Raw genomic sequence first — 25915 nt, 5'->3', positions numbered from 1 at the left:
GAGTGTCGGCGGCTGTTGTTATCGGCTAATCCGCCCCGACACAAAATGGCCTACATCATTGAACCCCGGTGTAGACGAATGCCCCGGTGTCACCAGCGAGTCAATAAACGCCTCATCTTCAGCGTTGATCTTCACATCCAGCGCCCCGGTGTACGCATCCCACTGGGCCTCGGTACGCGGCCCGACAATCGCCGAACTGACCGCCGAGTTGTTCAGTACCCAGGCAATCGCAAACTCGACGATCCCCACGCCACGCCCTTGGGTGTATTGCTGAATCTGCTGGGCGATACGTAACGACTCAACCCGCCATTCGGTTTCCAGAATGCGTTTGTCCTGACGTGCTGCGCGGCTGCCGGCTTCGGGCGTTACATCCGGAGCGTATTTGCCACTGAGCACACCACGCGCCAGCGGGCTGTAAGGCACCACGCCCAGGCCATAGGCGGCTGCGGCGGTGATTTGCTCGATCTCGGCCTGACGATTGACGATGTTGTACAACGGCTGGCTGATGATCGGCTTGTCTACGCCCAAGCGCTCGGCCACGCGAATCACTTCAGCGATGCGCCAACCCCGGTAGTTGGACAGGCCCCAGTAACGAATTTTGCCTTGGCGGATCAGGTCGCCTATTGCTGACACCGTGACTTCCAGCGGCGTGTCGTGGTCTTCGCGGTGCAGGTAATAGATGTCCAGGTAGTCGGTGTCGAGGTGGGTGAGGCTGGCTTCGAGGGCGTTGAAAATGCGCTTGCGGCTCAAGCCATTGCGGTTGGGTAAACCGTCCAACGGGCCGATGCCGACTTTCGACGCCACCACCCAATCCGAACGATGGCGGGCGATGGCTTCACCGACGATTTCCTCGGAGCGCCCGCCGGTGTAAACGTCGGCAGTGTCGATAAAGTTGATGCCCTGGTCCCAGGCCTTGTCGATGATGCGCAGCGCGTCTTCGGTACTGGTCTGTTCGCCAAACATCATGGTGCCCAGGGTCAGTGCGCTGACCTTCAACCCGGACTGGCCCAATGTGCGATAAATCATTCAAAGATCCTCATGGCTGGGAAAGGTGAGTGATGCAATACCAGACTCAAGGGCTCTGGAACAACCCCTGCGCGGCGTTCTTCATGTGTTCAGCAAGGTCTGACAGCGTTCCTGTAAAAAGCGGTGCAGCACTTTGACCCGTTCCGACACTTGCAGGCGGTGAGGGCACATCAGGTTGAAAGGGGTGGGCTCACCTTGCCAATCGGGCAGCAGCGGCACCAGGCGCCCGGCCTTGATATCCCGGGCGATATCCAGGTTGGCCTTATACGCAATCCCGTGGCCGGCCAAGGCCCACCGGCGAACAATTTCGCCATCGTCGCTGAGGTAATCCCCGCTCACTTCAACTGCCTGAAGCTGTGCCCCTTGGCGAAAGTACCAGGTGTTATTTGGCTGCCCGCGACGCATGTAGCGCAACGTACTGTGCTGCGCCAAGTCGGCAGGCGTACGCGGTGTGCCGTGACGCGCGAGGTAGTCAGGGCTCGCGCAAGGCATGCGCTGATGGCCGGGCACGACGGGCAATGCCACCAGGCTGGAGTCGCGTGGCACCCCAAAGCGCAAGGCGATGTCGACGGTGTCGCGGAACAGATCGGCGTTGCTGTCGTTAAGCAGCAACTGCAGGCGGATGTTCGGGTGCTCGAGTTTGAATTCATCCAGCCAACCCAGTAGCACATTGCGCCCGAAATCCGAGGGGGCGGCCAACTGCAACAGGCCGCTGAGGCTTTGGCCTTGTTGTTTGATCGCCTGCTCGCCCTCGGACAAGGCTTCCAGCGCTATGCGTACGCTGTCCAGATAACGCCGGCCTTCTTCGGTCAGGCGCATGCTGCGGGTGGAACGGGCGAGCAGGCGGATGCCCAGCCGGGTTTCCAGGCGTTTGAGGGCGATACTGGCCGCTGCCGGCGTGAGGTTAAGGCTACGCGCGGCTGCCGAGAGGCTGCCTGTGTCAGCGGTGCGCACAAACACTTCAAGGTCCAGGGTTGAGCTCATTTGTAAAAATCCTTTAAAGATCTTGTCGTTTTACCGGGATTTTTCGCCGATTGCCAAGCTGAGAAGATCAACGCTCACTTTCTCACTCAGGTATCAACCTCATGACATCCTCCCTCAACGGTAAAACCGTCATCGTGATTGGCGGCAGCAGCGGTATCGGCGCAGCAGTGGCCAAGGCCGCCGTAGCACGTGGCGCCCAGGTGGTGCTGGCCGGGCGCCGGTTGACCGCGAGTGTCGACAACGGTGTGCGCAGCGAGCCGGTCGACGTCACCGACAGCGTCTCCCTGCAGCGGTTGTTCGAATCGGTCGGACACGTTGATCATCTGGTCTTTACCGCCGGGCCGTCGGTGCGCGCCAAAAACCTCAGTGAAACCGACCTGTCCGAAGCCCAGGACAACTTCAATGTAAAACTCTGGGGCGCGCTGCGGGCAATCCAACAGGCACTGCCGTTTTTGGCTGAGCACGGCAGCATCAGCCTGACCTCGGGCCAACTGGGCCGCAAACTGGCGCCCGGCCAGTTGATCAAGACCGGCATCAACGCAGCGACCGAGGCGCTGGGCAAGCAACTGGCAAAAGAGTTGGCGCCACGTCGGGTCAATGTGATCAGCCCGGGTGTGATTGATACGCCGGCTTATGCAGGCCTGGCAGAGGAGCAACGGTTGGCGATGTTCGCCAAGGCTGGCGGGGGCTTGCCGGTGGGGCGAGTCGGCCAGGCTGAGGAAGTTGCGGCGGGGTATGTGCTGGCCATGGAGAATGGATTTATGACCGGTGCCGTGCTGGATATCGATGGCGGGGGGTTGCTGTAAACACAGCAGACATGCGCGGTTTATCCGCCGTGGCGGCTGAGATCAACACCAAAACGATCAAAGGGCCGCGCACGGCGGCCCAGCAGCCGGCCTGAGGGGTGTGGCTCGATGGCAAGGCGCACCGCTCAGGTTGGCGGTGTTGTCGTCAGACTTTCAAGGTCCGCGTCATGCGCAATGCCAGCACGCTGCCGGCGACAATCACCGCCGCCAGCAGGTACAACGCGATGTCCGTGGACCCGGTGGCATCCTTCACAAACCCTACGATGTAGGGGCTGAGGAAACCGGCCATCTGGCCCATGGAGTTGATCAACGCCAAACCGCCTGCCGCCGCGCCCGCGCTGAGCAGGGCGGTTGGCACCGGCCAGAACATTGGCAGGCCGGTGAGGGCGCCCATGGTGGCGATGGTCAGGCCGAGAATCGCAATTGCCGGGGTGGTGGCGAAGTTCACCGCGATCACCAGGCCGATCGCGCCCATCAACATCGGCACCACCAAATGCCAGCGACGCTCCTTGCGCAGGTCAGCGGAGCGGCCCACCAGCAGCATGAACACCGCGGCCAACAGATACGGAATCGCACTCAGCCAGCCAATCACCAGGTTATCGCTGAAACCCAGGTTCTTGATGATCGACGGCAGCCAGAAGTTGATCGCGTACACGCCGCTCTGGATGCAGAAATAGATCAGGCCGAACGCCCAGATGGCCGGGTTCTTGAACACCGCGCCGAGCGAATCGGTGGCAGTTTTCGGCTTGTTGGCCAAGTCTGTCGCCTGATCGGCTTCCAGTACCGCACGCTCATGGGCGGTGAGCCACCGGGCATTGGCAAAGCTGTCGCTGAGCAGGAAGTACGCGAGTGCACCGAGTATCACCGTCGGGACCCCTTGCAGCAGGAACATCCACTGCCAGCCCGCCAGGCCACCCTGGCCGGCAGCAAAGTGGTTGAGGATCCAGCCGGAGAATGGGCTGCCGAGCAAGCCGGAGACCGGAATCGCCGACATGAACAAGGCCATGATCCGCCCACGGCGAAAGGTCGGGAACCACTGCGAGAGGTACAGCACCACGCCAGGGAAAAAGCCGGCTTCAGCCGCACCGGTCAATAAGCGCAGGGCGTAGAAATGCGTCGGTGTCGTGACGAACAGCAGGCAGGTGGACAAGGTGCCCCACACGATCATCATCAACGCAATCCAGCGGCGCGGGCCGAACTTGGTCAGCGCCAGGTTACTTGGCACGCCGCACAACACGTAGCCGATAAAGAAGATCCCGGCACCGAGGCCGTACACCGTCTCACTGAATTTCAAGGCGTCGAGCATCTGCAACTTGGCAAAGCCAACGTTCACCCGGTCAAGGTAGTTGAACAGGTAGCAGATAAAAATGAAGGGGATCAGGCGCAGGGTAATGCGCTTGTAGATGGTGTTTTTTTCGTCATCGGTGGCCAGTGTGGCAGCGGCGCTCTGTGACATGGCAGTCTCTCTTTATTATGATTTTTCGCGATGCGAGGGTAACGTTGATCGCCCAAAGAGTCTCGGCCACCGGCCGGGGCGCTGTCTTTGTGCCAGCGCACAGTCAAGCAGCCTTTGCGCTGTGCCGATGAACAACCCTGCCTTTCAAGGAACTTAGCCCCATGTTCGAGCTGGATCATGACCTGGCGCAGGATATCGTCAATCGCACCATGGCGATCCTGCCCTACAACGTCAACGTCATGGACAGCCAGGGCTTGATCCTCGGCAGCGGCGAGCCGGAGCGCATCAACACCCGTCATGAAGGCGCGCAGTTGGTGCTGGCCAATGGTCGTGTGGTGGAAATCGACGGCCAGACCGCCAAACACCTCAAGGGCGTGCAACCGGGCATCAACCTGCCGCTGATGCACGACCAGCGGCTGATCGGCGTGCTCGGCATTACCGGTGAGCCGGAGCTGCTGCGTACTTACGCCGAGTTGGTGCGCATGACCGCCGAAATGCTGGTCAGCCATCGCCATCAACAAGCCGAACAGCAATGGCGGCGCCAGCGCTGTGATGATCTGCTGGCGTTGCTGCTGGCCGACGCCGGCGACTCGCCGCGCTTGGTCGATGAAGCGCAACAGCTGGGGCTCAAACCGCAAATGACGCGCACACCGTACTTGTTCGAATTGGGCGTGGGCCAATCGGCCGACGCGTTGAGCACCTGGCTCACCAGCCGCTACCCGGACAGTTGGTGCGTGAGCTGCGCGCAATTTTCCCTGCTGTGGTGCCGACCTGCAGCGGTGCACGTGGATAACCTGCGCTTGCTGGAGAAGCTCGAAGGCCTCGGCTGGAATATCCTGCGAGTGGCCGTGGGCGGGCAGGCCGATGGTTTGGCGGGGTTGCGCCGTTGTTACCGGCGCGTGGGGGATTTGCTCGCCTATGGTCGCGACATTCTTCCGCACTCCCGGTTGTTGACGCTCAACCGTTATCGCCTGCCCGTGATGCTCTGGCGACACCGTAATGAAGACGCCCTCGACGAACTGCTCAACCCGTTGCGCAAAGTGCTGGCCAAGGACGCCAACGGTCAGTTGCTGACGACCTTGCGCAGTTGGTGCGAACACGACGGCCAGAGTCAGGCGTGTGCCGATGCGTTGGGTATTCACCGCAACAGCCTGCGGTATCGGATGGAGCGCATAGCCGAGTTGAGTGGTGTCGACCCACTGACCCTCGATGGCATGCTTGCCCTTTACCTTGGCGTACAGCTGTTGCCCCAGGTTTTGTCGAAATGAACAACAAACCTCGCTCACCCTTGTGCATCTGACCGGCGTCATTGCCGCAGCCAACTGGCAGCATGGGCGTTATAAAAAACGGAGAAGCCCCATGAAAATCATCATCGCCCCCGACTCATTCAAGGACAGTCTGAGTGCCGAAGGCGTCGCCCAGGCAATTGCCGAAGGGTTGGCCCACGTGTGGCCGCAGGCACGCCTGATCCAGTGCCCGATGGCCGATGGCGGTGAAGGCACGGTGGCTTCGATCCTTGCCGCCTGCCATGGCGAACTGCGCAGCCACACCGTGCGAGGCCCGTTGGGTGGGGCGGTTGAGGCGCACTGGGGCTGGCTGGCCGACAGCCACACCGCGATTATCGAGATGGCCGAAGCCAGCGGCTTGCAACGCGTGCCGCCGGCTCAGCGCGATGCCTGCACCAGCAGCACCTACGGCACCGGCGAACTGATACGCGCGGCGTTGGATGCCGGCGCCCGGCGCGTCATCCTGGCGATTGGCGGCAGCGCCACCAACGACGGCGGCGCAGGCGCGATGCAGGCGCTCGGGGTGCAACTGTTCGACTCTCACCACCAGGCACTTGCGCCCGGTGGCCTGGCCTTGGCTCAACTGGCGCGCATCAGCCTCGAACAACTGGACCCACGGCTGGCCCACGTGCGTTTTGAGATTGCCGCCGACGTCAACAACCCGTTGTGCGGTGCACACGGCGCCTCTGCGATCTTCGGCCCGCAAAAAGGTGCGAATGCGCAGCAGGTCGAACACTTGGACGCCGCCCTCGGCCACTTTGCCGATCACTGCGCCCAGGTGCTGCCCAACGATGTGCGCGATGAGCCGGGCAGTGGCGCGGCGGGTGGCCTCGGGTTCGCCGCCAAGGCCTTCCTGGGCGCGCAATTTCGCGCCGGGGTTGAGGTGGTCGCCGAATTGGTCGGGCTGGACCAGGCCGTACGCGGTGCCGACCTGGTGATTACCGGCGAAGGCCGTTTCGACGCCCAGACGCTGCGCGGCAAAACCCCGTTCGGCGTGGCACGCATCGCCCGCCAGCACAACGTGCCCGTGATCGTGATTGCCGGCACGCTGGGCGATGGCTACGAGCAAATGTACGCTCACGGTGTGGACGCCGCCTTCGCCTTGCCTTCGGGCCCGATGAGCCTGGAACAGGCCTGCAGTGAAGCGCCGCGTTTGTTACGCGAGCGGGCCGCGGACATCGCACGCTTATGGCGGCTGGCCGCGCTCAAGGTTTAATCGGCAACCCCGTGCGCCAACGGCCCGATCCAACCCGGGTGCAACCGTTTTCGTAGCGACGCAGGCATCGCCGGCTGATTTGCGCGAGGACGTCGCGCTCGTCAGAGACGCGGGTTTGCCCCTACACTGGCCTGCCACTTGTCTTTCAAAGGATGAAACACAATGCACACACCTGAACCCCACATCGTGATCCAGCGCTTTACCGAAGCCCACCTTGAAGGTGTGACTGCGCTCTATAACGAACCGGCTGTGTGTCGTCAGGTGCTGCAAATGCCTTTTCAGTCGATCGAGGCCTGGCGCAAGCGCCTGGTGATGGACAACGAGCGGCGGCTACAGCTGGTGGCGATGCATGGCGGCGAGGTGATTGGTCAGCTCGGCATGGAGCAGTACCTGCGCGTACGCCAGAGCCACGTCGGTTCATTCGGTATGGGCGTGGCGACGGCCTGGCAGGGCAAGGGTGTGGGGTCGAGGTTGTTGACGGCCGCGCTGGATGTAGCCGACAACTGGATGAACCTGCACCGCGTCGAACTCACGGTGTACGCCGACAACGAGGCGGCGCATAACCTGTACCGCAAGTTCGGCTTCGAAGTCGAAGGCCGGTTGCGCGATTACGCCCTGCGTGACGGTGTGTTTGTCGACACCCTGAGCATGGCGCGCCTGCGCAAATCGGCTTAATCCGCCAGCGCGAACGCCACCGCAGCCTGCGCATGCAGCTCGGTGGTGTCCAGCAATGGCAGGTCGCTGTGTTCAGGCTTGATCAGCAGGCCGATTTCCGTGCAGCCCAGGATGATCGCCTGGGCACCCCGTGCGGCCAGGCTCGCGATTACGCGCTGATAGACCTGACGCGAAGCCGCCTTGATCACCCCGACACACAACTCCTCATAGATGATCCGGTGCACGGCCTGGCGCTCGTCCGCGTCGGGCACCAGCACGGTCAAGCCCTGGGCGGCCAGACGCGATTTGAGGAAATCCTGCTCCATGGTGAACGCGGTGCCCAGCAGGCCGACCTTCAGCGTGTCGCGCGCTACGGCCGCCGCCCCGGTGGCATCGGCAATATGCAGAAACGGAATCGACACCGCCGCTTCGATGCGTGGCGCCACCCGGTGCATGGTGTTGGTACACAGCACCACACACTCGGCACCGCCGGCTTGCAGGCGGCGCGCGGCATCTTCCAGAATCAGCGCGGCGTCATCCCAACGGCCGGCATGCTGAGCCTGTTCCACCGGGCCGAAATCCACGCTGTACATCAACACCTGCGCAGAGCGCAGTGGGCCAAGCTGGTTGCGCACGCGTTGGTTGATGATGCGGTAATACTCGGCGCTGGACTCCCAGCTCATGCCGCCGATTAGGCCGATGGTACGCATGCGAAGCTCCTGACAAGGAATGTCGCGTTACCTTACTCAGCGCCTGCAGATTAGTCATATGCAGTTACCGGCTAAATGACCGGAGCAGTTTTAAGCCATACGGCAAGCCGTCACTTCTGCCATGATCTGACTTCGCAACCTGGCTCACCCAAGGAAATCTGCAATGGACGATGTACAGCAACTGGGCGAGATGCTTCGTCACTACGCCGATAGCGAAGCGCACAAGAAACAGCAATTCGACCTGCAGTCGGCACGCTGGGCGCAAAAACTCGGTGAGTTGTTCGGGCAGATTGAACAGTGGCTGGAGCCGGTCAAGACCGTCGGCCTGCTGGACGTCCATCGCGAAGCCTATGTCGCCAGCAGCCCAAGCCTGCCGGTCGAAAGCTCGACCTTCAAGACCGAGAAGCTCACCGTGCAGATCACCGGCAAAGCCGTCGAGTTCGTGCCGGAAGTCATGGGCACAGGCGGCTTGATTAACGTTTCGGTGATAGGCCTGACCGCTGCTCGGCACGGCAGTATCTCGCTGGTGCTGCCGCCGGAAAAACATGACTGGCTATGGAAGAAAACCAATGGCCTGAAAGACCCGGACACGTTCGCCTTCGACGCCAACTTCCTGGCTGCGCAGTTACAAAGCCTGATCCCGCGCGAACGTGGCTGAGCAATTTCCTTCCGTGTTAGCTATACCTAGGGACCGTTGTTTCGACGATGACCGCCAGGGAGTTCAATGATGAAACTAAGGCTAATGCTCAGTTCGCTGTGCGTCGCTACGGTTGCAGTGTCCGGCTGCGCCTCGAAGGTCCCCCAACCGGGCGAGTATTCCGGTTTTCTCGCGGACTACAGCCAACTGAAAGCGGCCAAGTCGCCTTCGGGGGCCGAGGTGATGCGCTGGGTCGATCCCCACCTGGACCTCAAACGCTACACCGCGGTGTATATCGAACCCACTCAGTTCTATCCCAAACCCCAGGCCACTACGAAAATCCCGTCCAGTACCCTGGACGGCATCAACCGTTACTACAGCGCGGCGCTCAAGCGCGAGTTGACCAGGTCAATGCCGTTGGCCAATGCCCCCGGCCCTGGCGTGATCGTGGTGCGCGCAGCCATTACCGCCGTGAGCAGCAAGACCGAAAGCCTCAAGCCTTACGAGTACATTCCCGTGGCGTTGGTGGTGGCCGCGGTGAGTACCGGAACCGGTATTCGTGACCAGGAAACCACACTGGGCACTGAGGCGCAGTTTCTGGATGGCGCAACGGGCAAGGTGCTCGCGCAGGTGGTTCGCAAAGGCACCGGCAAGCCGTTGTCCAACGATTCTCAAGTGATGAAAGCTGATGACGTTAAAAGCGTCATCGATGGCTGGGCGGCAGACGTGTATCAGTCTTATGTGAAGCTGAAGAACCGCTGAGGGTTGCGCGCATTGCCGGCGCCAGCTTTGTTATAGCCGGGCAGGGCGGCGAATCAGGCAGGCTCGCAAGCCCTGCGTCAGTGAGGTCAGGGCTGCAGTCATTTAATGGAGGAGGGGCGTACCCGGCCAAAGCGTGGTTTCGGCCGGGCACCGGGTGTTACTTGAGCGGTGTCAGCGGTGGCAACGTCCATTGCGCCGCTTCAGGCTTGGGCAGGTAAATCCGCAGCACGGCATAAAACGGGCCGGGCGGGGCCGGCAACCAGTTGCTCTGTTCGGCTTTGGGCGGCTCGTGGTGCTGCAATGCCAGGGTCAGCCCGCCGTCGGCGTCCAGCTTGAGGTCGGACAGCATCCGCGAATTGATCAGGTAGCGTTTCTTGAGGTTGTGCGCCAGCAACTTGGTCTTCGCGTCGTACATGGTCAACGACCAGAATGCATCGGCGGGCGGCAATTGGTCCTTGTTGAAGTGCACGGTGTAGCTGTGGCGCGCACCGTTGGCCGGCTTGCCTTCGCTGTCAACCGAGTAGGTCAGGTTGATGGCCTCGTCGGGGGAGTTGCCGAAAATCCCCAGATCGGCCCCGGCATAGCGGTACAGGTAGTTGTTTTTCAGGCGATCGCGGCTGCCGTACAGGTCACTGCTGGACACTTGATGGGTGTCGATCTTGTCCTTTTTGAATGCCGCAAACTCAGCCCGGCCATCGGCGATGCCATCTTCCAGCGCCTTGCGCTGTTCGGCGGTCAATGCCTTGGCCTTGAACGGCGCGCCAGGCGCGATACCGATCTTGGCAAAGCGGGCCAACAGGTCTTTTTCGCTGTCCTGGGGGGCGGCATACGCCAGCATGAAGTTCAGGTAGCGAAACAGCTGCGGGCCTTCGGTCATGGTCGCAGTAGGCTTGGGCCATTCAATCTTCGGCACCGGCGCCGGTGCGGGCTGTTTTACATAGCTGCTCAGCGCCTGCACTTTGTAGCCGTTTTGAATCTGCTTGACCTTGTTCAGGTCCTTGTCGTCGAACAATTGCGTGCGATACAAAGCGTAGGCGATGTTACTTTCGCTGTAGATCACTCGGTCGATGTCAACCGGCTGCTGCCCCTTCCAGTCCGGGCCGGCGATCATGTAGTGGCCGCCATTGTTGCCGGTACTGCGGGTGCCCAGGTAAGCCATGTTCTGCGTATAGAGGTCGATCAACTGCACCGAGTAGTAACGGTTGTCTTCGATCTTTGGCAGGGTCAGTACCAGAGGTTCCTTGCGCAGGTCCATCCATACGAACGAGTAGGGTGTGTCCGCGTTCGGGGTGGCGAACGCCGTGTCCTTGGGCGTGAAGATCTGGGCGGTACTCGCGATATGATTGAACGGCGCCTTGAATTTGGCCCCGCCTTTATCAACGGCCTGGGTGTAGAGCCTCTTGTACATCGCCACCACCGGGTAGCCATAGAGATAGGCTTCTTTGGCGATGGCCCGGGCTTCGGCAGGGGTTGCGGTAAAATCGGCCCAAGCGCCGGTACTCATCAGAATCGAGAGGCTCGCCAACAGCAGGCGCGTCGGTTTTCCAATCATGTTGTTGCGTCCTTCCAGAGTGCTTTTTAAAGGGCGGTGTAGAGTAAAACGCCGAGTTTCCATTTTTAATGGCCGCACGTCACGTTAATCCCTTCAAACACGCTCAACTGAAGTAGATCGCAGTCATTCTGATGTCGGGTCGCGCATGTCGTTTTAAGCTGGCAGTAATATCCCGCCTTGCTGGAAAGCCGTATGCATGGATGGGCTTATGGGGGGCGGGCAGGGTGTTGCGAAGAGGGCGAAACGCCGCCACTGCTGGGCGGCGTCGAACGAGGTCGGCTCAGGCAGCGGGCAACATCGATTTGACCTTGTCACGCAGTTGATCGATCGAGAACGGCTTGCCAATCACCTGCATACCGGGCGATACATCAATGTTTTCGGCATAGCCGCTGGCAAACAGAATCGGCAGGCTGGGGCGCAGTTCACGCACTTTGGTCGCCAGTTGTTTGCCGTCCATATCCGGAAGGCCCACGTCAGTCATCATCAGGTCAATTACCAGGCCAGCATTTTCGACGATTTTCAAGGCCTCCTCAGCGTCTGCAGCTTCAACCACTGTGAACTCCAATTCTTCAAGTACATCGACGATCAGCATGCGCACGATGGCGTCGTCTTCGACTACAAGGATGGTGGAGGAGGTAGCGGACATAGTGAAAATTCCCGAAAAATGGAAGGGCAGGTCTTTAGCGGTTGAAAGACCATTCTCTAATGAGTCGCGTCAATCTCGGCAAGTTCCGTAGGCTGTGGCATTGTGAAGGGAATGGGGGGAAATGTCGCGTTGCCTGCGAGCGGCTGTCATCAACAGGGGCGGGGCGTCAATGGCATGTTCCAGAAGCACCATTGACGCAAGGTGATGGCCGTCAGAAAAAACCACCGCCACAGCGGCAGCGCTGGGTCTTCAGTCAGGGTTACAGGGTGGTTTTAAATAAATTCTCTTGGTAGAGGAATGACACGTCGACGCCTGAACCACTGAGCGTAGCGTTCAGGTTCGCTTCGTCGAATACCGAAATCTTATACTGGGGGGTGTCGCGAGTGGTGCCTGGAAAGTGCGGCATTAATTGTGAACTAAGACCACGATTCAAGGTGCTTTCCAGCCCAGCACTCATCGCCGCTTCGCTGGTGAATGTGGCTTTCCCGAAGTTAGGGTCGAAATAAAACCATTCGCGCTTTTTGGCGTTGTAACCGGCCGTAATGCCGTGCCCTGGGCCATTGATCAATAGCGTTTTTGACGTCGAGGCCTTACCCGCTTTGGCGAGTTCCGCAATGATTTCAGTGTGGGGGACTTGTCTAGCCTGCATTCCGTGATGAAAACGGGTGCCCATCACCTCTTGCATTTGGTTCAACTGCACGCGGAACTTGCTGACGTCTGCTGCCCGACGCTGTTCGATGGTGGCTTTGTTCGGGTCAATTTTTCTCAATTCAGCGATGTCGCCGGGGCTCAGCGCAGGCACCATCGCGGCATACATGTTTTTCATAAAGACGTCTTGTTTGCCGGGGCTCAGGTGCGCAGCGGCGGATGCCATCACGTTAGAGATCGCTGCGCACTCGCCGTCGGACAGCAGGGAGACCTGGCTGAGGTAAAAGCCTTGCGGAACGGGAACTGCTTTGCCACCCGCAGCGGTTATCTCCGCGTTGAATACCCTGAAGTTCTCCAGGCCGACGGCAATTCTTCGGTTTTCCATATATTTGACCAAGCGGCCGAGCTCTTCGGGGGTACGGCCGCGCACGATAGCCAGTTCTGCGCACTGGTTCAGGGTCAACGTGCCTGCGAACCCACTGATACCTTCTGGGCTACCCGCCTCATACCCTCTCTTATAGGCATCAGCGTCAACGAGTTGCGCCGTTTCACGGGCCGTTTTGAATCGGTCGGGCAGCGCTTGCAGTTCATCTATGCGCTTGACCAGGCTGCCGAGCTCCGTCGGCGTACGCCGTTCAGCGACTGCAAGACGCTTCAAATCATCAATTTTCAGCGCTGGGGAGTAGCCAAAGATCGCGTCTGGTTTTCCCGTGTTCTGACCCCTTATATACGCGGCATTGTCCTCTGCTTTGGCTCTGGATAACGCGGACACAAAGTCTTTAAGGAAATTTGCATTGACCGCAGGAGGGGCGACTACGGCGCCGATCATTTTCCCCAGCCAGCTATCGGTGAACGCTCGGACTTCCCCGTCATGGGCGGCGACTTTGGGTATGAAGTCCTTGAGCGCAGGACCGTATTGGCGGTCGCTGATCGGGTCATAGGCATACCATTTGCCCTCATGAAATACCGCACCGCCTTCGATGGTCTGCCCCGCAACCTTATAGGAACCTGTCGCGGCGACGCCGTGGGTTTTGCTGGCCGCTTTCAGTCCATCGAATGTACCTGTGAGGCCTTTGAGCTTGATGATGACATCGCGGCCTTTGGCCGATAGATAATTGACGCTGTTGCCCAGTAGCTTACCGCCGCCAACCGCTAAGTCGCCCAGACCACTGAGCGGATTGAGCGCCTCAAGGGTGGCCGTGCCAATGAACTTGACCGTTTTCACGACCTTGCTGGTTGCGTTCAGGCCTGTACCCAGCGCTTTTGCGGCGTGTGCGGCTTTACCTGAGCCCAGTGTGACCAGCCCAATCACATCGAAGAACAGATCAAATAACCCGTCGGCAATCTTGTTGTTTTTGAAGTTGACGATGGCAGACCGAAGCGGAATCAGGTTGAGAAAAAACTCACCAATCGCCGCGTTGAACAACCGGTCTGCGTCGAACGACGACACGCCCCTAGCGTGGTTCAGTAGATCGTCGTTATCCAGAGCGAGAGCCTTGAGGAAAGCATCGGCAATAAAAGCGGTGCGTTCGGAGCCATAGCTGTTGGGGATCGCAGGAGGCTGGGGGTTTTCGTCGGCGTGGTTGCCAGGGTACGGGGGGGCCAGAAGTGTCGTTCGGGATACTGTGTTTGCATGTCGTCTATCGAGTTTTTCACCGCTGTAAGGCTCGGTGAATGTACGGGTCAGGTGGTTGTCTTTTTCGATAGTTCCCTTGCTGGTGTCAATCCGGTAAATATTGACTTCACCGGCGAGCGTGGTTTTTACATGCAGTGTATTCCCACGTTTTGACAAGGCGAGCGGCGACGTGAAATCCATCGCAATCTTGTAGTCATTGGTGTGGAAGAACTCGAGTTTGCCGGATTCAAGGTTCCTGCGGTCCGCCAGTGGCAATTTGGAAATCAGGTATTTGACCATCCCGCGGTGCCCATCGGTTTGGGCACTTTTCGTCTCTGCGTACGCTGTGTCGAACAGGTCGGCAACGCTCGCTTTATCGGACCGGACTAAGTTGTTGAAGTCGTTGATCGGCACACCGATGTTACTGGTGATGATCCAGCGATAATTTTTCTTCAGCTTTACGCCCTCCATCACGATATCGAGCATGGAGCGCAACTCTGGATAAACCCCGGGAGCGCGGCCGCCACCTTCGTAGAATCTTTTTAAAACCCTGGCTTTAAAAACGTGTGGATCAACCCCCGGAAACGCAGCTTCAAGTAGGCTGAGCGCCATCTTCTCGCGACTGGGCCAAGCGGTCTGCATCGACGAAGAAATGTTCGGCAGCGCGGTCAACTGATCGTTATAGGCGAGCCTGACCTTTTCGATGTCGGCCTCCGAAGGTTCGCTGTCAGGCGCCGTCAGCACGCCCTGGCTGCCGCCCCAATCTCGCAGGGCTTCGCGCTGGGCAAACTGAACCGCGTGGTTGTTCGCCGGCATGGACTCCGCTGCGACCAATACCTCGGCGTAGGTCATGGTTTGCACCCGGCCAGGTGTTTGCGCTTCGATCTTGGCGGCTGCAAGGCTCAGTTGCGTCCAGACGGTGCTGCCGTAGGTCACCCTGGCAGGGATATCTTTGATGAGAAAGTGTGGGTACCGGCTGGCCAGCAGCAGGTGGCTCGCAAGTTTAGCCGTTGCCTGTGTGGCTTTGCCGTCTGAGACAAGCTTCTGGCTCAGACTTTCAACAATCGAGGACGGCAACCGTCCAATATTGTCAGGGTGCGCCAGGTCATAATCAGCCACGTTGTTACGATCCCGCGAGATCGTTGCGGATTTCGGGTCAAGGCCAACGTTAATCGCGGTCAATAGATAGTCGTAAATACTGGTGTCCGAAGACACCCCTCCCAAGTGCGCCTGTATCGCGTGCCCGAGCGCCTGAGCGCTGGGCGTGTCGAGCAATGTTTGTAACGCCTTGACCGGATCCTGTAGATCGCTTGGCGTCAACGCGCTGGCGCTCAACAGGTAACCCAGAGTTGCCTTGCCATCGCGCGGCAACGGCAGGCCTGGCACACCGGTATTGTCGGAAGAGAGGAAACGGTCGAGCTTGAGTTCGTCTGCTCTCGATAGGGGGACTGGCCAGGACAGCGCGCCACCTAAATCTCCCAACGGATGCAATAAGGCTTTTTGCTCGATTTTTTGCGCCAACGCAGTGAACTCATCCGCAGTGCGCGGCAGGTCATAACCGAGCTCAGTAATGAGGCTCGTGAAGGTTGGCGGCGTTGTATGCGCTAAGGCCTGGGATGAGTTCGGATTCAGCGGGAGGGTGTTTTTGTTCAACCAGGCAGCCGTTGAGAAGCCGTCGTTAACCCAGGGAACAATACCCCGGAGCCTGAGGGCGAGGCTCCTCAGGTTTTCCTGGTCAGCCAGCAGGCGCTGCAAGGAACTCGTGGTGGGCGCCTGAGCGATGCTGTTATCCGAACGTGTCGCTGTTGACGTGCCTGAGGCGTCTTGCGGGGTGATGTCAGGCTCAGTGACAGTTTGGCGGTGGGCAGTAATGTCAGGTTGGGGTGCTAGGTGGGTGATGTTCATTTGAATTACCTTGGCGGGCCATGAAAAGACGCCTTCCAAAAGATCTTCCGTGTTCCTGAGGCGCAGTCCTGAGTGCGAGAACCATGAACGTGCGTTCCTCCTTTGTTGTAGGAACATGTTTTGAGGTGTGTTAATCAGTTGAATCAACCGCACCAAATCACCTTGAAATTCACCTGCTATGAGTAGGCTTTTGCTTCAAATCAGCGCACAAACGTAGCCCTGGGCGATGGTATTCGGGCAAACTCCCCCTTTTTCCGCACTTGGCCAAGGCATGCCCATGACTCCCGCTCCGTCTGTCGATGAAAAGAGCTTCCGTAAACTCCTGAGCCGAAACGTGGCCTTGCCCCTGGGCGTGGGCGTGCTCAGCGCGGCTTTTTTTGTCGTCTTGATTACCTATCTGTTGTCGGTGATCCAGTGGGTTGAGCACACCGATCGGGTCATCAACAACCTTAATGAGTCGTCCAAGCTCACGGTTGACCTGGAAACCGGCTTGCGTGGCTTCCTGATTACCGGTGACGAGCATTTCCTCGACCCGTATGAAGTGGCAAAGCCGCGCATCATTGGCGACTTACGTAACCTGCAGGAACTGGTGGCAGACAATCCGCAACAAGTGGATCGCCTCAAACGCCTGGAGTCGATGCAGGTCGAATGGAACAAGTACGCTCAATCAATGGTTGACCTGCAGCGCCAGAGCGGGGATTACCGCGGCGCAGTCAAGTCTGGCCGAGGCAAGAGCCTGACCGACGCCATTCGCCAGGAATATGCAAACGCGGTGGACATGGAGCAGCAGTTCCGTGTCGCCCGCAACGCAGACGTCACCCGCACGACGGTCGTCAGTGTCACCCTGTATTTGATCTTCGTGCTCGGCTTGAGTGGTTTCCTGGCGTACAGCGGAAGAAAGAATTTAGTATCTCTATCAGATAGTTACAGCGCAAACCTCGCGTCACAACAGAAGATTGCCCGACGCCTGGAACAGCAGGCCTGGCTACGCAACGGTCAAACCGAACTGGCCGAACAGGTGCTGGGGCAACTCAGCCTCAATGTGTTGGGGCGCAACATTCTGCATTTCTGTGCCCAATACATGGGCTCGGCGGTGGCTGCGCTGTATGTGCGTGAAGAACACGGCGGCCTCAAGCGTGTGGCCACGTATGGCTTCTCACGTGAACAGGAGCAGCGTGAACAGTCGATCTACAGCGATGAGGGCATTGTCGGGCAGGCCGCCCAGCTCAATCGCCTGATTCGCCTGGACGATGTGCCGGTGGACTACTTCAAGGTCAGTTCGGGCCTGGGCGAGGGGGCAACCCGCAGCGTGATGGTGATGCCGACCAGCGACGATGACCGTGTCAACGGGGTCATTGAACTGGGCTTCCTGCGCCCGCTGCAAGAGCGTGATGTCGAGTTGCTGGAGCTGATTGCCGGCAATATTGGCACGTCCATTGAAGCTGCGCGTTATCGCCAGCGCCTGCAGGAAGTGCTGGCCGAAACCCAGCAACTCAACGAAGAGCTGCAAGTCCAGCAGGAAGAGCTCAAGACCGCCAACGAGGAGCTGGAAGAGCAGTCGCGCATCCTCAAGGAATCCCAGGCTCACCTGGAAACCCAGCAGGCCGAGCTTGAGCAGACCAACGAGCAGTTGGCCGCGCAGACGCAAACCCTCGCCGAGCAGCGCGATGCCATGGACCGCAAAAACGTCGAGCTGAACCGCGCCCAGATCGAACTGGAAGACCGCGCCGACGAATTGCAGCGCTCCAGCAAGTACAAATCCGAGTTCCTCGCCAACATGTCCCATGAGTTGCGCACACCGCTGAACAGCTCGCTGATCCTGGCCAAGCTGCTGGCGGAAAACCCTCAGGAAAACCTCAGCGCCGAGCAGGTCAAGTTCGCCGAATCAATCTATTCGGCCGGTAATGACCTGCTCAACCTGATCAACGACATCCTCGATATCTCCAAGGTGGAAGCCGGCAAGCTTGAGGTGCGCCCGGAAAACTCCAGCGTCGCGCGCCTGGTGGATGGTTTGCGTGTGATGTTCGAGCCGCTGACCGCCGACCGCAAGTTGGGCTTCCAGGTTGAAGTGCAGGCAGATTCACCGACCATGCTGTTTACCGACCGCCAGCGTCTGGAACAGATCCTGAAGAACCTGCTGTCGAATGCGGTCAAGTTCACTGAGCAAGGTGCGGTCAGCCTCTCGGTGTCCCGTGCCGCAGAGGGGGGCATTGCCTTTACCGTGCGCGACTCAGGGATCGGCATTGCGCCCGACCAGCAGGAAAGCATCTTCGAAGCGTTCCGTCAGGCGGATGGCACGACCAACCGCCGCTACGGCGGGACCGGCCTCGGGCTGTCGATCTCCCGCGACCTGGCGACGTTGCTCGGCGGCTACATCAGCGTCACCAGCGAGCCGGGCAAGGGCAGCGTGTTTACCCTGGTGTTGCCGGAGCACTATGTGGAGCGCACGGAGCACGACGCGCCGATTGAACAGCCACGCCAAGTCGTCGCAGCGCCTGCTCCGAAGCCGATTGTGGTGTCTGCGCTGCCGATTGCCGACGCACAACAGATCCCGCGTTTTGCCGATGATCGCGACAAGGCACCGTTTACCACCCGTTGTATTCTGGTGGTGGAAGACGAGCCCAATTTTGCGCGCATCCTGTTCGACCTCGCGCATGAGCTGGGCTACAACTGCCTGGTCGCCCATGGCGCGGACGAAGGCTACAGCCTGGCCGAGGAGTTCATTCCCGACGCCATCCTGTTGGACATGCGCCTGCCCGACCATTCCGGGTTGACCGTGCTGCAACGCCTCAAGGAACACGCCAATACCCGCCACATTCCGGTGCATGTGATCTCCGTGGAAGATCGCGTCGAGGCTGCGATGCACATGGGCGCCATCGGGTATGCGGTCAAGCCGACCACCCGCGAAGAGCTCAAGGACGTGTTTGCGCGTCTGGAAGCCAAATTGACCCAAAAGGTCAAACGCGTCCTGCTGGTGGAAGACGATGACCTGCAACGCGACAGCATTGCCCGCTTGATCGGCGACGATGACATTGAAATCACCGACGTAGGCTTCGCCCAGGCCGCCCTGGATCTGCTGCGCACCAACATCTATGACTGCATGATCATCGACCTCAAACTGCCGGACATGCTGGGTAATGAGCTGCTCAAGCGCATGGCGACCGAGGACATCTGTTCGTTCCCGCCGGTGATCGTCTACACCGGGCGTAACCTGACCCGTGACGAAGAGGCTGAGCTGCGCAAGTACTCGCGCTCGATCATCATCAAAGGCGCGCGCTCACCTGAACGCTTGCTGGACGAGGTGACACTCTTTCTGCACAAAGTCGAATCCCAGCTGTCCCATGACCGCCAGAAGATGCTCAAGACCGCGCGCAGCCGCGACAAGGTCTTCGAAGGCCGCAAGATCCTGCTGGTGGACGACGATGTGCGCAACATCTTCGCCCTGACCAGTGCCCTGGAGCACAAGGGCGCCGTGGTGGTGATCGGGCGTAACGGCCGTGAGGCGATCGACAGGCTCAATGAAGTTGACGATGTGGACCTGGTGTTGATGGACGTGATGATGCCGGAAATGGATGGTTACGAGGCGACCGCCTTGATCCGCCAGGACCCGCGCTGGAAGAAGCTGCCGATCATTGCGGTGACGGCCAAGGCCATGAAAGACGACCAGGAACGCTGCCTCGCGGCGGGCTCCAACGACTACCTGGCCAAGCCGATTGACCTCGACCGTCTGTTCTCGCTGATACGTGTATGGCTACCGAAGATGGAACGCATTTAAGTGGAGCGAAGTTTTTTGGACAAAAGCAGCGATATTGAGCTGCGCCTGCTGATCGAGGCGATTTACCTCAAGTACAGCTATGACTTTCGCGACTATTCGGGTGCGTCCGTCAAGCGCCGCGTGGCCCATGCCTTGCGCCAGTTTGACTGCGCGACCATTTCCGCGTTGCAGGAGCGTGTGCTGCACGATCCCGCCGCGTTCATGCAGTTGCTGCAATTTCTCACTATCCCGGTGAGCGAGATGTTTCGCGACCCGTCGCACTTCCTGGCGATCCGCCAGGAAGTCGTGCCATTGCTCAAGACCTACCCGTCGATCAAGATCTGGATCGCCGGTTGCAGCACGGGGGAGGAGGTGTACTCCATGGCCATCCTGCTGCGCGAAGAAGGCTTGCTGGAACGCACGATCATCTATGCCACGGATATCAACCCGGCCTCGCTGGAAAAAGCCAAGCAAGGCATTTTCTCCCTGGAGAATGTGCGGGCCTACACCGCTAACTATCAGCAGGCTGGCGGGCAGCGTTCATTTGCCGATTACTACACGGCGGCCTACGATTACGCGATCTTCGACAAATCACTGCGCGAGAACGTCACCTTTGCCGATCACAGCCTGGCAACCGACAGTGTGTTCTCAGAAACTCAGTTAATTTCGTGCCGTAACGTACTGATTTATTTCAATAAAAAATTACAGGATCGGGCGTTCGGGTTGTTTCATGAGTCGCTCTGCCACCGCGGTTTTCTGGTGCTGGGCAGTAAAGAAACCCTGGATTTTTCCGCTTACAGCAAGCAGTTCGAACCCTTGGTCAAGCAGGAACGGATCTACCGAAAATCATGAGCGACGCCGCAACCCACCCAATCAGCGGGATTGAAGCCATCGTCGTCGGCGCGTCCGCCGGCGGCGTCGAGGCGTTGCTGAATATTTTTGGCGCGTTGCCGGGTAGCTTCAGCGTGCCAATCATTGCCGTATTGCACCTGCCGGATGAGCGCCGTAGTCAGTTGGCCGAAGTCTTTGCGCGGCGCCTGCGCATCCCAGTGCAAGAGGCACGCGATAAGGAAGTGATAGCGGCGGGTACCTTGTATTTCGCCGGGCCCGGTTATCACCTGTCGGTGGAAAACGACCGCAGCCTGTCCCTGAGCCAGGAAGACCGCGTGCACCATTCCCGACCTGCCATCGATTACTTGTTTGCGTCCGCTGCCGATGCCTATGGCAGCGGTTTGCTGGCGGTTCTGTTGACGGGCGCCAATCACGACGGCGCGCGAGGCCTTGCCCACGTCAAACAATCGGGTGGCACCACCGTTGTACAAGAGCCCACCGAAGCACGCATCGCCGTGATGCCCCTGGCGGCCCTGGCCTTGCATACACCTGATCATATTCTCACGTTGAGCCAGATTGGCTCATTGCTGGCTTCCCTGGAACCTTCCCCATGTTAAGTACTGTCCAGGCCAAACTGCTGATCGTCGACGATCTGCCGGAAAACCTGCTCGCCCTCGAAGCGCTGATCAAGCGCGAGGATCGCCAGGTCTTCAAGGCATTGAGCGCCGACGAGGCCTTGTCACTGTTGCTGGAGCACGAGTTCGCCATGGCGATTCTCGATGTGCAGATGCCCGGCATGAACGGTTTCGAGCTGGCCGAACTGATGCGCGGCACTGAAAAAACCAAAAATATCCCGATTGTGTTCGTCAGCGCCGCCGGCCGTGAACTCAACTATGCCTTCAAAGGCTATGAAAGCGGCGCCGTCGACTTCTTGCACAAACCGCTGGATATCCACGCGGTCAAGAGCAAGGTCAACGTGTTTGTGGACCTGTATCGCCAAAGCAAGGCGATGAAACTGCAGGTCGAAGCCCTGGAGCGCAGCCGTCGTGAGCAGGAGCTGTTGCTGACGCGCCTGCAGGCCACCCAGGCCGAGCTGGAACAGGCGGTGCGCATGCGTGACGACTTCATGTCGATCGTCGCCCACGAAGTGCGTACGCCGCTTAATGGGCTGATCCTGGAAACCCAGCTGCGCAAGATGCACCTGGCCCGCGACAACGCCGCCGCGTTTACGCTGGACAAGATGCACGCGATGGTCGACCGCGATGAGCGCCAGATTCAGAGCCTGATTCGCCTGATCGAAGACATGCTCGATGTGTCGCGCATCCGCACCGGCAAGCTGTCGATTCGCCCCGCGCGCGTCGACCTGACCCACCTGGTGCGTAACCTGGTGCAAAACTTCGCACCGCAGGTGGCTGCTGCGGACTCTTCCATGCACCTGGAGGCCGAAGAGGGCGTCGTGGGTCATTGGGATGAGTTTCGTATCGAGCAGGTGGTGACCAACCTGCTCACCAATGCGTTGCGCTACGGGGCCAAGAGCCCTGTGGATGTGCGGGTGTATACCGAACATGGAGAGGCGCGCGTCGAAGTGCGTGACCGTGGCATCGGTATCAGCGAAGACAACCAGAAGCGTATTTTTCAGCAGTTCGAGCGTGTTTCGGCCAGCCATGTAGCGGCAGGCCTCGGCTTGGGCTTGTTTATTTCCGAGCAGATCGTAACCGCCCATGGCGGGGCCATCGAGGTCGAAAGCCGTATAGGCGAGGGCGCCCTGTTTCGGGTGTGCCTGCCGCTTGAGGCGCCGGTATGAAATCAATCGTCACCTCGACGCAACCTCTGCGTGACCCCATGGTCGTACTTGCAGCAACTGACCGGACAAAGGCTTCCCATGAGTGAAGATGCACAAGATGTCGTACTGATCGTCGAAGACGACGAATCCATTATGTTCGTGCTGGGTGAGTACCTGGCCGGCCTGGGCTACCGGGTATTGAAGGCGATCGATGGGGAGCAGGCCTTTGAAATCCTTGCGACCAAGCCGCACCTGGACCTGATGGTGACGGACTACCGTTTGCCCGGTGGCATTTCCGGTGTGCAGATCGCCGAGCCGGCAATCATGCTGCGCCCGGAGCTGAAAGTTATTTTTATCAGCGGCTACCCGCAGGAAATTCTCGACTGCAACAGCCCGATCACGCGCAATGCGCCGATCCTGGCCAAGCCCTTTGACCTGGATACGCTGCAAGAGCATATCCAGCGTTTGCTGGCCTGAAACGCACCAGGGCTGCCCTGCAGCCCTATTGCTTGATCATCTCGCGCACTTTGGCCGTCAATAGGTCAAAGGTGAAGGGTTTGGTGATCAGTTGCATTCCCGGGTCGAGGAAGCCACCTCGCACGGCTGCATGCTCGGCATAGCCGGTGATAAACAGCACTTTCAACTCCGGGCGCAGTTGCCGCCCGATTTCCGCCAGTTGCCGCCCATTCATGCCGGGCAGGCCGACATCACTGATCAACAGGTCAATGCGCTGGTCAGACTCAATGATCGGTACCGCCGCGCTGGCATCGCCCGCTTCTACAAAACCGTACCCCAACTCTTTGAGAACCGCGCTGACCAGCACGCGCACAGCCGGGTCGTCTTCGACGATTAACACCGTCTCGCCTGGATTGGCAAATGGCAACAGCGCCGGGTTAACTGCGGCGGCCGTCACGGTTTCACCGCTAAAGCGCGGAAGAAACAGGCTGACGGTCGTGCCCTTGTTGACTTCGCTGTGGATGATCACATGGCCATGGGATTGTCGGGCAAAGCCATAGATCATTGACAGGCCCAGGCCCGTTCCCTGGCCAATTGGCTTGGTGGTAAAGAAGGGGTCGAAGACGCGACCAATCACGCTTTCAGGGATGCCGCAACCGTTGTCACTCACGCTCAGCTCCACATAATCGCCCGGCAGCAACGTGCCGTAGGCGGCGGTGAACACACTGTCGAGGTGGCGGTTAGTAGTCTCCACGGTCAGCCGACCGCCATTGGGCATGGCATCGCGCGCGTTGATGACCAGGTTGAGCAGGGCACTTTCCAGCTGATTAGGGTCGGCCTCCGCAGTCCAGAGCGTGTCGGCCAGGCGCATGTCGAGGCTAATGCTTTCATCGATGCTGCGTTGCAGCAGTTCGCCCATGGAGGTGACCAACTGGTTGATCTCCACGGGCTTGGGGTCGAGGGATTGGCGACGGGAGAACGCCAGCAGCCGATGGGTCAGGCCGGCGGCGCGGTTGGCGGAGGTCACGCCGAGGTCGATCAGGCTGTCCAGATCATCCAGTTTCCCGCGCGAAACGCGCCTGCGCAGCAGCTCCAGGCTGCCGATAATCCCGGTGAGCATGTTGTTGAAGTCATGGGCGATGCCGCCGGTCAGTTGGCCTACGGCTTCCATTTTTTGCGACTGGCGCAGCGCTTCTTCATTGCTGCGCAACTGCGCCGTGCGTTCTTCAACCTGCTGCTCAAGGGTCTCCAGCGTGCGTTGCAGACGCAGTTCGCTCTCGCTCAAGTCGATCAGGCGGTCACGCGCGTCATATTGCCGGCGCCGACCGCGCAGGGCCGCGCTCACCAGGCTGATCAGGGTCACCGGGTGGAAGGGCCGCTCCAGAAAGGTCACATTGCCCAGCAGCCCGCTCAGATGGGATGAACCATTCTGTTCGCTGCCACCGTGGTGAGTCATCAGTACGATGGGCAGGTCTGACCAGGCCGGTTGTTCATGCAGGTATTCCAGCAGCGGTTGCAAATCCACGCCGCGCAAGGCTTCAGCGGCAATCAACAGCATGCCGGCGCCTTGCTCCAGGGCCTCGCACAGCGCCGTGAGGTTGCCGGCAATCACGCCGCTGTAGCCGGCTTCGTTGAGCATCGCCAGCGCCAGGGCGCTGTCACGGCCCAATGGCGCCAGGATGATTGCGCGTTCGGAGAAGGGGGAAAGACCGGTCACACGCCGTCTTCCTTGAGCAGCGGGGAACCGGCGCCCATGTAGGTCGGGATGCCGCGCAGTACGCCTTGAAAGTTGTCGAGGGGCTCGCCGATCGTCAGGCCACGCCCGCTGATTCGATACTCGCGAATGGTCGACTCATGGGCGCCGGTGCGCTTCTTGATAATCGAAATGGCCCGGCGAACCTTGCCGAGCGCCTCGAAGTAGCGCAGCAGAATCACGGTGTCGGCCAGATAGGTGATGTCCACGGGCGCCTGCATATCGCCGACCAGCCCGTGCTGGGCGACGGTCATAAAGGTCGCGGCGCCCCGGCGGTTGAGGTACAGCAGCAGTTCGTGCATATGCAGGATCAGTGAGTTTTCTTCCGGCATTGCAGCCTGGTAGCCGTTGATACTGTCGATCACCACGGTTTTGATCCCGCGTTCGTCGACGCAGCGCCGCACGCGGTGGGAAAACTCGCCAGGCGTAAGCTCGGCGGCGTCCACCTGTTCGATCAGCAGGTTGCCGGTGGCTTGCAGGGCCGCGAGGTCGATACCCATGTTGTTCATGCGTTCGAACAACAGGCCCAGTTCTTCGTCGAAAATAAACAGCGCGGCTTTCTCGCCACGGGCCACAGCGGCGGCGGCAAAGATCATCGATATCAAGGATTTGCCAGTACCGGCAGGGCCGAGGATCAGGGTGCTGGAGCCGGTCTCGACACCGCCGCCGATCAAGGCATCCATTTCGCGGATGCCACTGCTCAACGTCTGGCGTACGTAACCGCCCCGGTGCTCGGCCGCAACCAGGCGGGGGAATACGTGGATGCCGTCGCCCATGATGGTGAAGTCATGAAACCCGCCGCGGTATTTCTGGCCACGGTATTTCACAATCCGCACCCGACGCCGCTCGGCGCCGTAGGTGGGGGTCAATTCTTCCAGGCGAATCACGCCGTGGGCCACGCTGTGCACGGTTTTGTCGAGGGACTCGGTGGTCAGGTCGTCCAGCAGCAGCACGGTGGCGTTGTAGCGCACAAAATAGTGCTTGATTGCCAGGATTTGCCGGCGATAGCGCAGCGAGCTTTGTGCGAGCAAGCGGATTTCCGAGAGGCTGTCGATCACCACGCGGGTCGGCTTGACGCGTTCCACCTCTTCAAAAATCTGCCGAGTGGCTTCGCCCAGCTCCAGGTCGGAGGAATACAGCAGGCTTTGCTGATGCTGAGCATCGAGCAGGCTCTCCGGCGGGGTCAGTTCGAAGATGCAAATATTGTCATCCAGGTCCCAGCCATGGGACTCGGCGCCTTGGCGCAACTCCCGCTCGGTTTCGGACAGGGTGATGTACAAGGAGCGTTCACCGTTTTTAGCGCCGGCCTGCAGGAAATGCAGCGCTACGGTGGTTTTACCTGTGCCAGGTTCGCCTTCCAGCAGGAACAGGTGGCTGCGCGATAGCCCGCCGGAAAGAATGTCATCAAGACCTTCGATGCCGGTGGCCGCCTTTT

20 protein-coding genes are annotated in these 25915 nt (G+C 59.6%); 11 read left to right on the top strand and 9 right to left on the bottom strand.

Features of this window, described 5'->3' with window-relative positions; genetic code table 11:
• Positions 1 to 18 precede the first annotated feature (18 nt).
• Both A7D21_RS12990 and A7D21_RS12985 read right to left on the bottom strand, forming a co-directional pair.
• Complete coding sequence (locus A7D21_RS12990) at positions 19 to 1026, bottom strand: aldo/keto reductase (protein WP_069551870.1); 1008 nt, start codon at positions 1024 to 1026, stop codon at positions 19 to 21.
• Between the two features lie 81 nt (positions 1027 to 1107).
• Positions 1108 to 2010, bottom strand: coding sequence for a LysR family transcriptional regulator (locus A7D21_RS12985; protein WP_069551869.1), 903 nt, complete (start codon positions 2008 to 2010; stop codon positions 1108 to 1110).
• A gap of 101 nt (positions 2011 to 2111) precedes the next feature.
• On the opposite strand from A7D21_RS12985, the gene A7D21_RS12980 reads away from it, so the two are divergent.
• Positions 2112 to 2816: an SDR family oxidoreductase gene (locus A7D21_RS12980; protein ID WP_069551868.1), complete on the top strand. Its 705-nt coding sequence runs from the start codon at positions 2112 to 2114 to the stop codon at positions 2814 to 2816.
• A 145-nt stretch (positions 2817 to 2961) separates the two neighbouring features.
• On the opposite strand, the gene A7D21_RS12975 is transcribed toward A7D21_RS12980, so the two are convergent.
• Positions 2962 to 4272: an MFS transporter gene (locus A7D21_RS12975; protein ID WP_069551867.1), complete on the bottom strand. Its 1311-nt coding sequence runs from the start codon at positions 4270 to 4272 to the stop codon at positions 2962 to 2964.
• Positions 4273 to 4433: 161 nt separating this feature from the next.
• Between A7D21_RS12975 and A7D21_RS12970 the strand changes: the two genes are divergently transcribed.
• The 3 genes from A7D21_RS12970 (at position 4434) to A7D21_RS12960 (ending at position 7449) form a co-directional block, all read left to right on the top strand.
• Complete coding sequence (locus A7D21_RS12970; protein WP_053255978.1) at positions 4434 to 5540, top strand: sugar diacid recognition domain-containing protein; 1107 nt, start codon at positions 4434 to 4436, stop codon at positions 5538 to 5540.
• A gap of 91 nt (positions 5541 to 5631) precedes the next feature.
• Positions 5632 to 6774 (top strand): glycerate kinase, encoded by a 1143-nt coding sequence (locus A7D21_RS12965; RefSeq protein ID WP_069551866.1) that lies wholly within the window; start codon positions 5632 to 5634, stop codon positions 6772 to 6774.
• Between the two features lie 162 nt (positions 6775 to 6936).
• Positions 6937 to 7449 (top strand): GNAT family N-acetyltransferase, encoded by a 513-nt coding sequence (locus A7D21_RS12960; protein WP_053255980.1) that lies wholly within the window; start codon positions 6937 to 6939, stop codon positions 7447 to 7449.
• On the opposite strand, the gene A7D21_RS12955 is transcribed toward A7D21_RS12960, so the two are convergent.
• Positions 7446 to 8138, bottom strand: coding sequence for an aspartate/glutamate racemase family protein (locus A7D21_RS12955; RefSeq protein ID WP_069551865.1), 693 nt, complete (start codon positions 8136 to 8138; stop codon positions 7446 to 7448). The two genes, A7D21_RS12960 and A7D21_RS12955, sit on opposite strands and share 4 nt — an antisense overlap.
• A 163-nt stretch (positions 8139 to 8301) precedes the next feature.
• Between A7D21_RS12955 and A7D21_RS12950 the strand changes: the two genes are divergently transcribed.
• Positions 8302 to 8796: a hypothetical protein gene (locus A7D21_RS12950; protein ID WP_069551864.1), complete on the top strand. Its 495-nt coding sequence runs from the start codon at positions 8302 to 8304 to the stop codon at positions 8794 to 8796.
• A 69-nt stretch (positions 8797 to 8865) separates the two neighbouring features.
• Positions 8866 to 9537 carry a DUF3313 domain-containing protein gene (locus A7D21_RS12945; RefSeq protein ID WP_053255983.1) on the top strand — a complete coding sequence of 224 codons (672 nt, stop codon included), beginning with the start codon at positions 8866 to 8868 and terminating at the stop codon, positions 9535 to 9537.
• Between the two features lie 157 nt (positions 9538 to 9694).
• On the opposite strand, the gene A7D21_RS12940 is transcribed toward A7D21_RS12945, so the two are convergent.
• From A7D21_RS12940 to A7D21_RS12930, 3 genes are all read right to left on the bottom strand, one after another.
• Positions 9695 to 11089 (bottom strand): DUF1254 domain-containing protein, encoded by a 1395-nt coding sequence (locus tag A7D21_RS12940; protein ID WP_053255984.1) that lies wholly within the window; start codon positions 11087 to 11089, stop codon positions 9695 to 9697.
• A 280-nt stretch (positions 11090 to 11369) separates the two neighbouring features.
• Entirely contained in the window at positions 11370 to 11735 is a 366-nt protein-coding gene (locus A7D21_RS12935; RefSeq protein ID WP_069551863.1) for a response regulator, read from the bottom strand.
• A 259-nt stretch (positions 11736 to 11994) separates the two neighbouring features.
• Positions 11995 to 15903, bottom strand: coding sequence for a hypothetical protein (locus tag A7D21_RS12930; RefSeq protein ID WP_069551862.1), 3909 nt, complete (start codon positions 15901 to 15903; stop codon positions 11995 to 11997).
• Positions 15904 to 16180: 277 nt separating this feature from the next.
• Here A7D21_RS12930 and A7D21_RS12925 point away from each other — a divergent pair, with 277 nt between their 5' ends.
• The 5 genes from A7D21_RS12925 to A7D21_RS12905 all read left to right on the top strand — a co-directional run bounded on the left by A7D21_RS12925 (position 16181) and on the right by A7D21_RS12905 (position 22748).
• Entirely contained in the window at positions 16181 to 19678 is a 3498-nt protein-coding gene (locus A7D21_RS12925) for a response regulator (RefSeq protein ID WP_069551861.1), read from the top strand.
• Complete coding sequence (locus A7D21_RS12920) at positions 19679 to 20509, top strand: protein-glutamate O-methyltransferase CheR (protein WP_169875446.1); 831 nt, start codon at positions 19679 to 19681, stop codon at positions 20507 to 20509.
• Positions 20506 to 21105, top strand: coding sequence for a chemotaxis protein CheB (locus tag A7D21_RS12915; protein ID WP_053255988.1), 600 nt, complete (start codon positions 20506 to 20508; stop codon positions 21103 to 21105). The genes A7D21_RS12920 and A7D21_RS12915 overlap by 4 nt, the downstream gene beginning before the upstream one ends.
• Positions 21099 to 22292, top strand: a complete 1194-nt coding sequence (locus A7D21_RS12910) for a hybrid sensor histidine kinase/response regulator (RefSeq protein ID WP_069551860.1) — start codon at positions 21099 to 21101, stop codon at positions 22290 to 22292. Before A7D21_RS12915 ends, A7D21_RS12910 begins: the two co-directional genes overlap by 7 nt.
• A gap of 78 nt (positions 22293 to 22370) precedes the next feature.
• The gene (locus A7D21_RS12905) at positions 22371 to 22748 is read left to right on the top strand and encodes a response regulator (protein ID WP_016974745.1); all 378 of its coding nucleotides are present in this window, start codon (positions 22371 to 22373) and stop codon (positions 22746 to 22748) included.
• 25 nt (positions 22749 to 22773) lie between these two features.
• On the opposite strand, the gene A7D21_RS12900 is transcribed toward A7D21_RS12905, so the two are convergent.
• Together A7D21_RS12900 and A7D21_RS12895 are read right to left on the bottom strand one after the other, a co-directional pair.
• Positions 22774 to 24444: an ATP-binding protein gene (locus A7D21_RS12900; protein ID WP_069551859.1), complete on the bottom strand. Its 1671-nt coding sequence runs from the start codon at positions 24442 to 24444 to the stop codon at positions 22774 to 22776.
• Positions 24441 to 25915, bottom strand: a 1475-nt coding sequence (locus A7D21_RS12895; protein ID WP_069551858.1) for an ATPase domain-containing protein, incomplete at its 5' end; no start/stop codon positions are given. The genes A7D21_RS12900 and A7D21_RS12895, both read right to left, overlap by 4 nt.

The organism is Pseudomonas sp. AP19, from assembly GCF_001728855.1.
Lineage (GTDB): Bacteria > Pseudomonadota > Gammaproteobacteria > Pseudomonadales > Pseudomonadaceae > Aquipseudomonas > Aquipseudomonas fluorescens.
The sequence above is the reverse complement of the archived record's forward strand: the minus strand, read 5'-3'. Positions and strand labels throughout refer to the sequence as shown.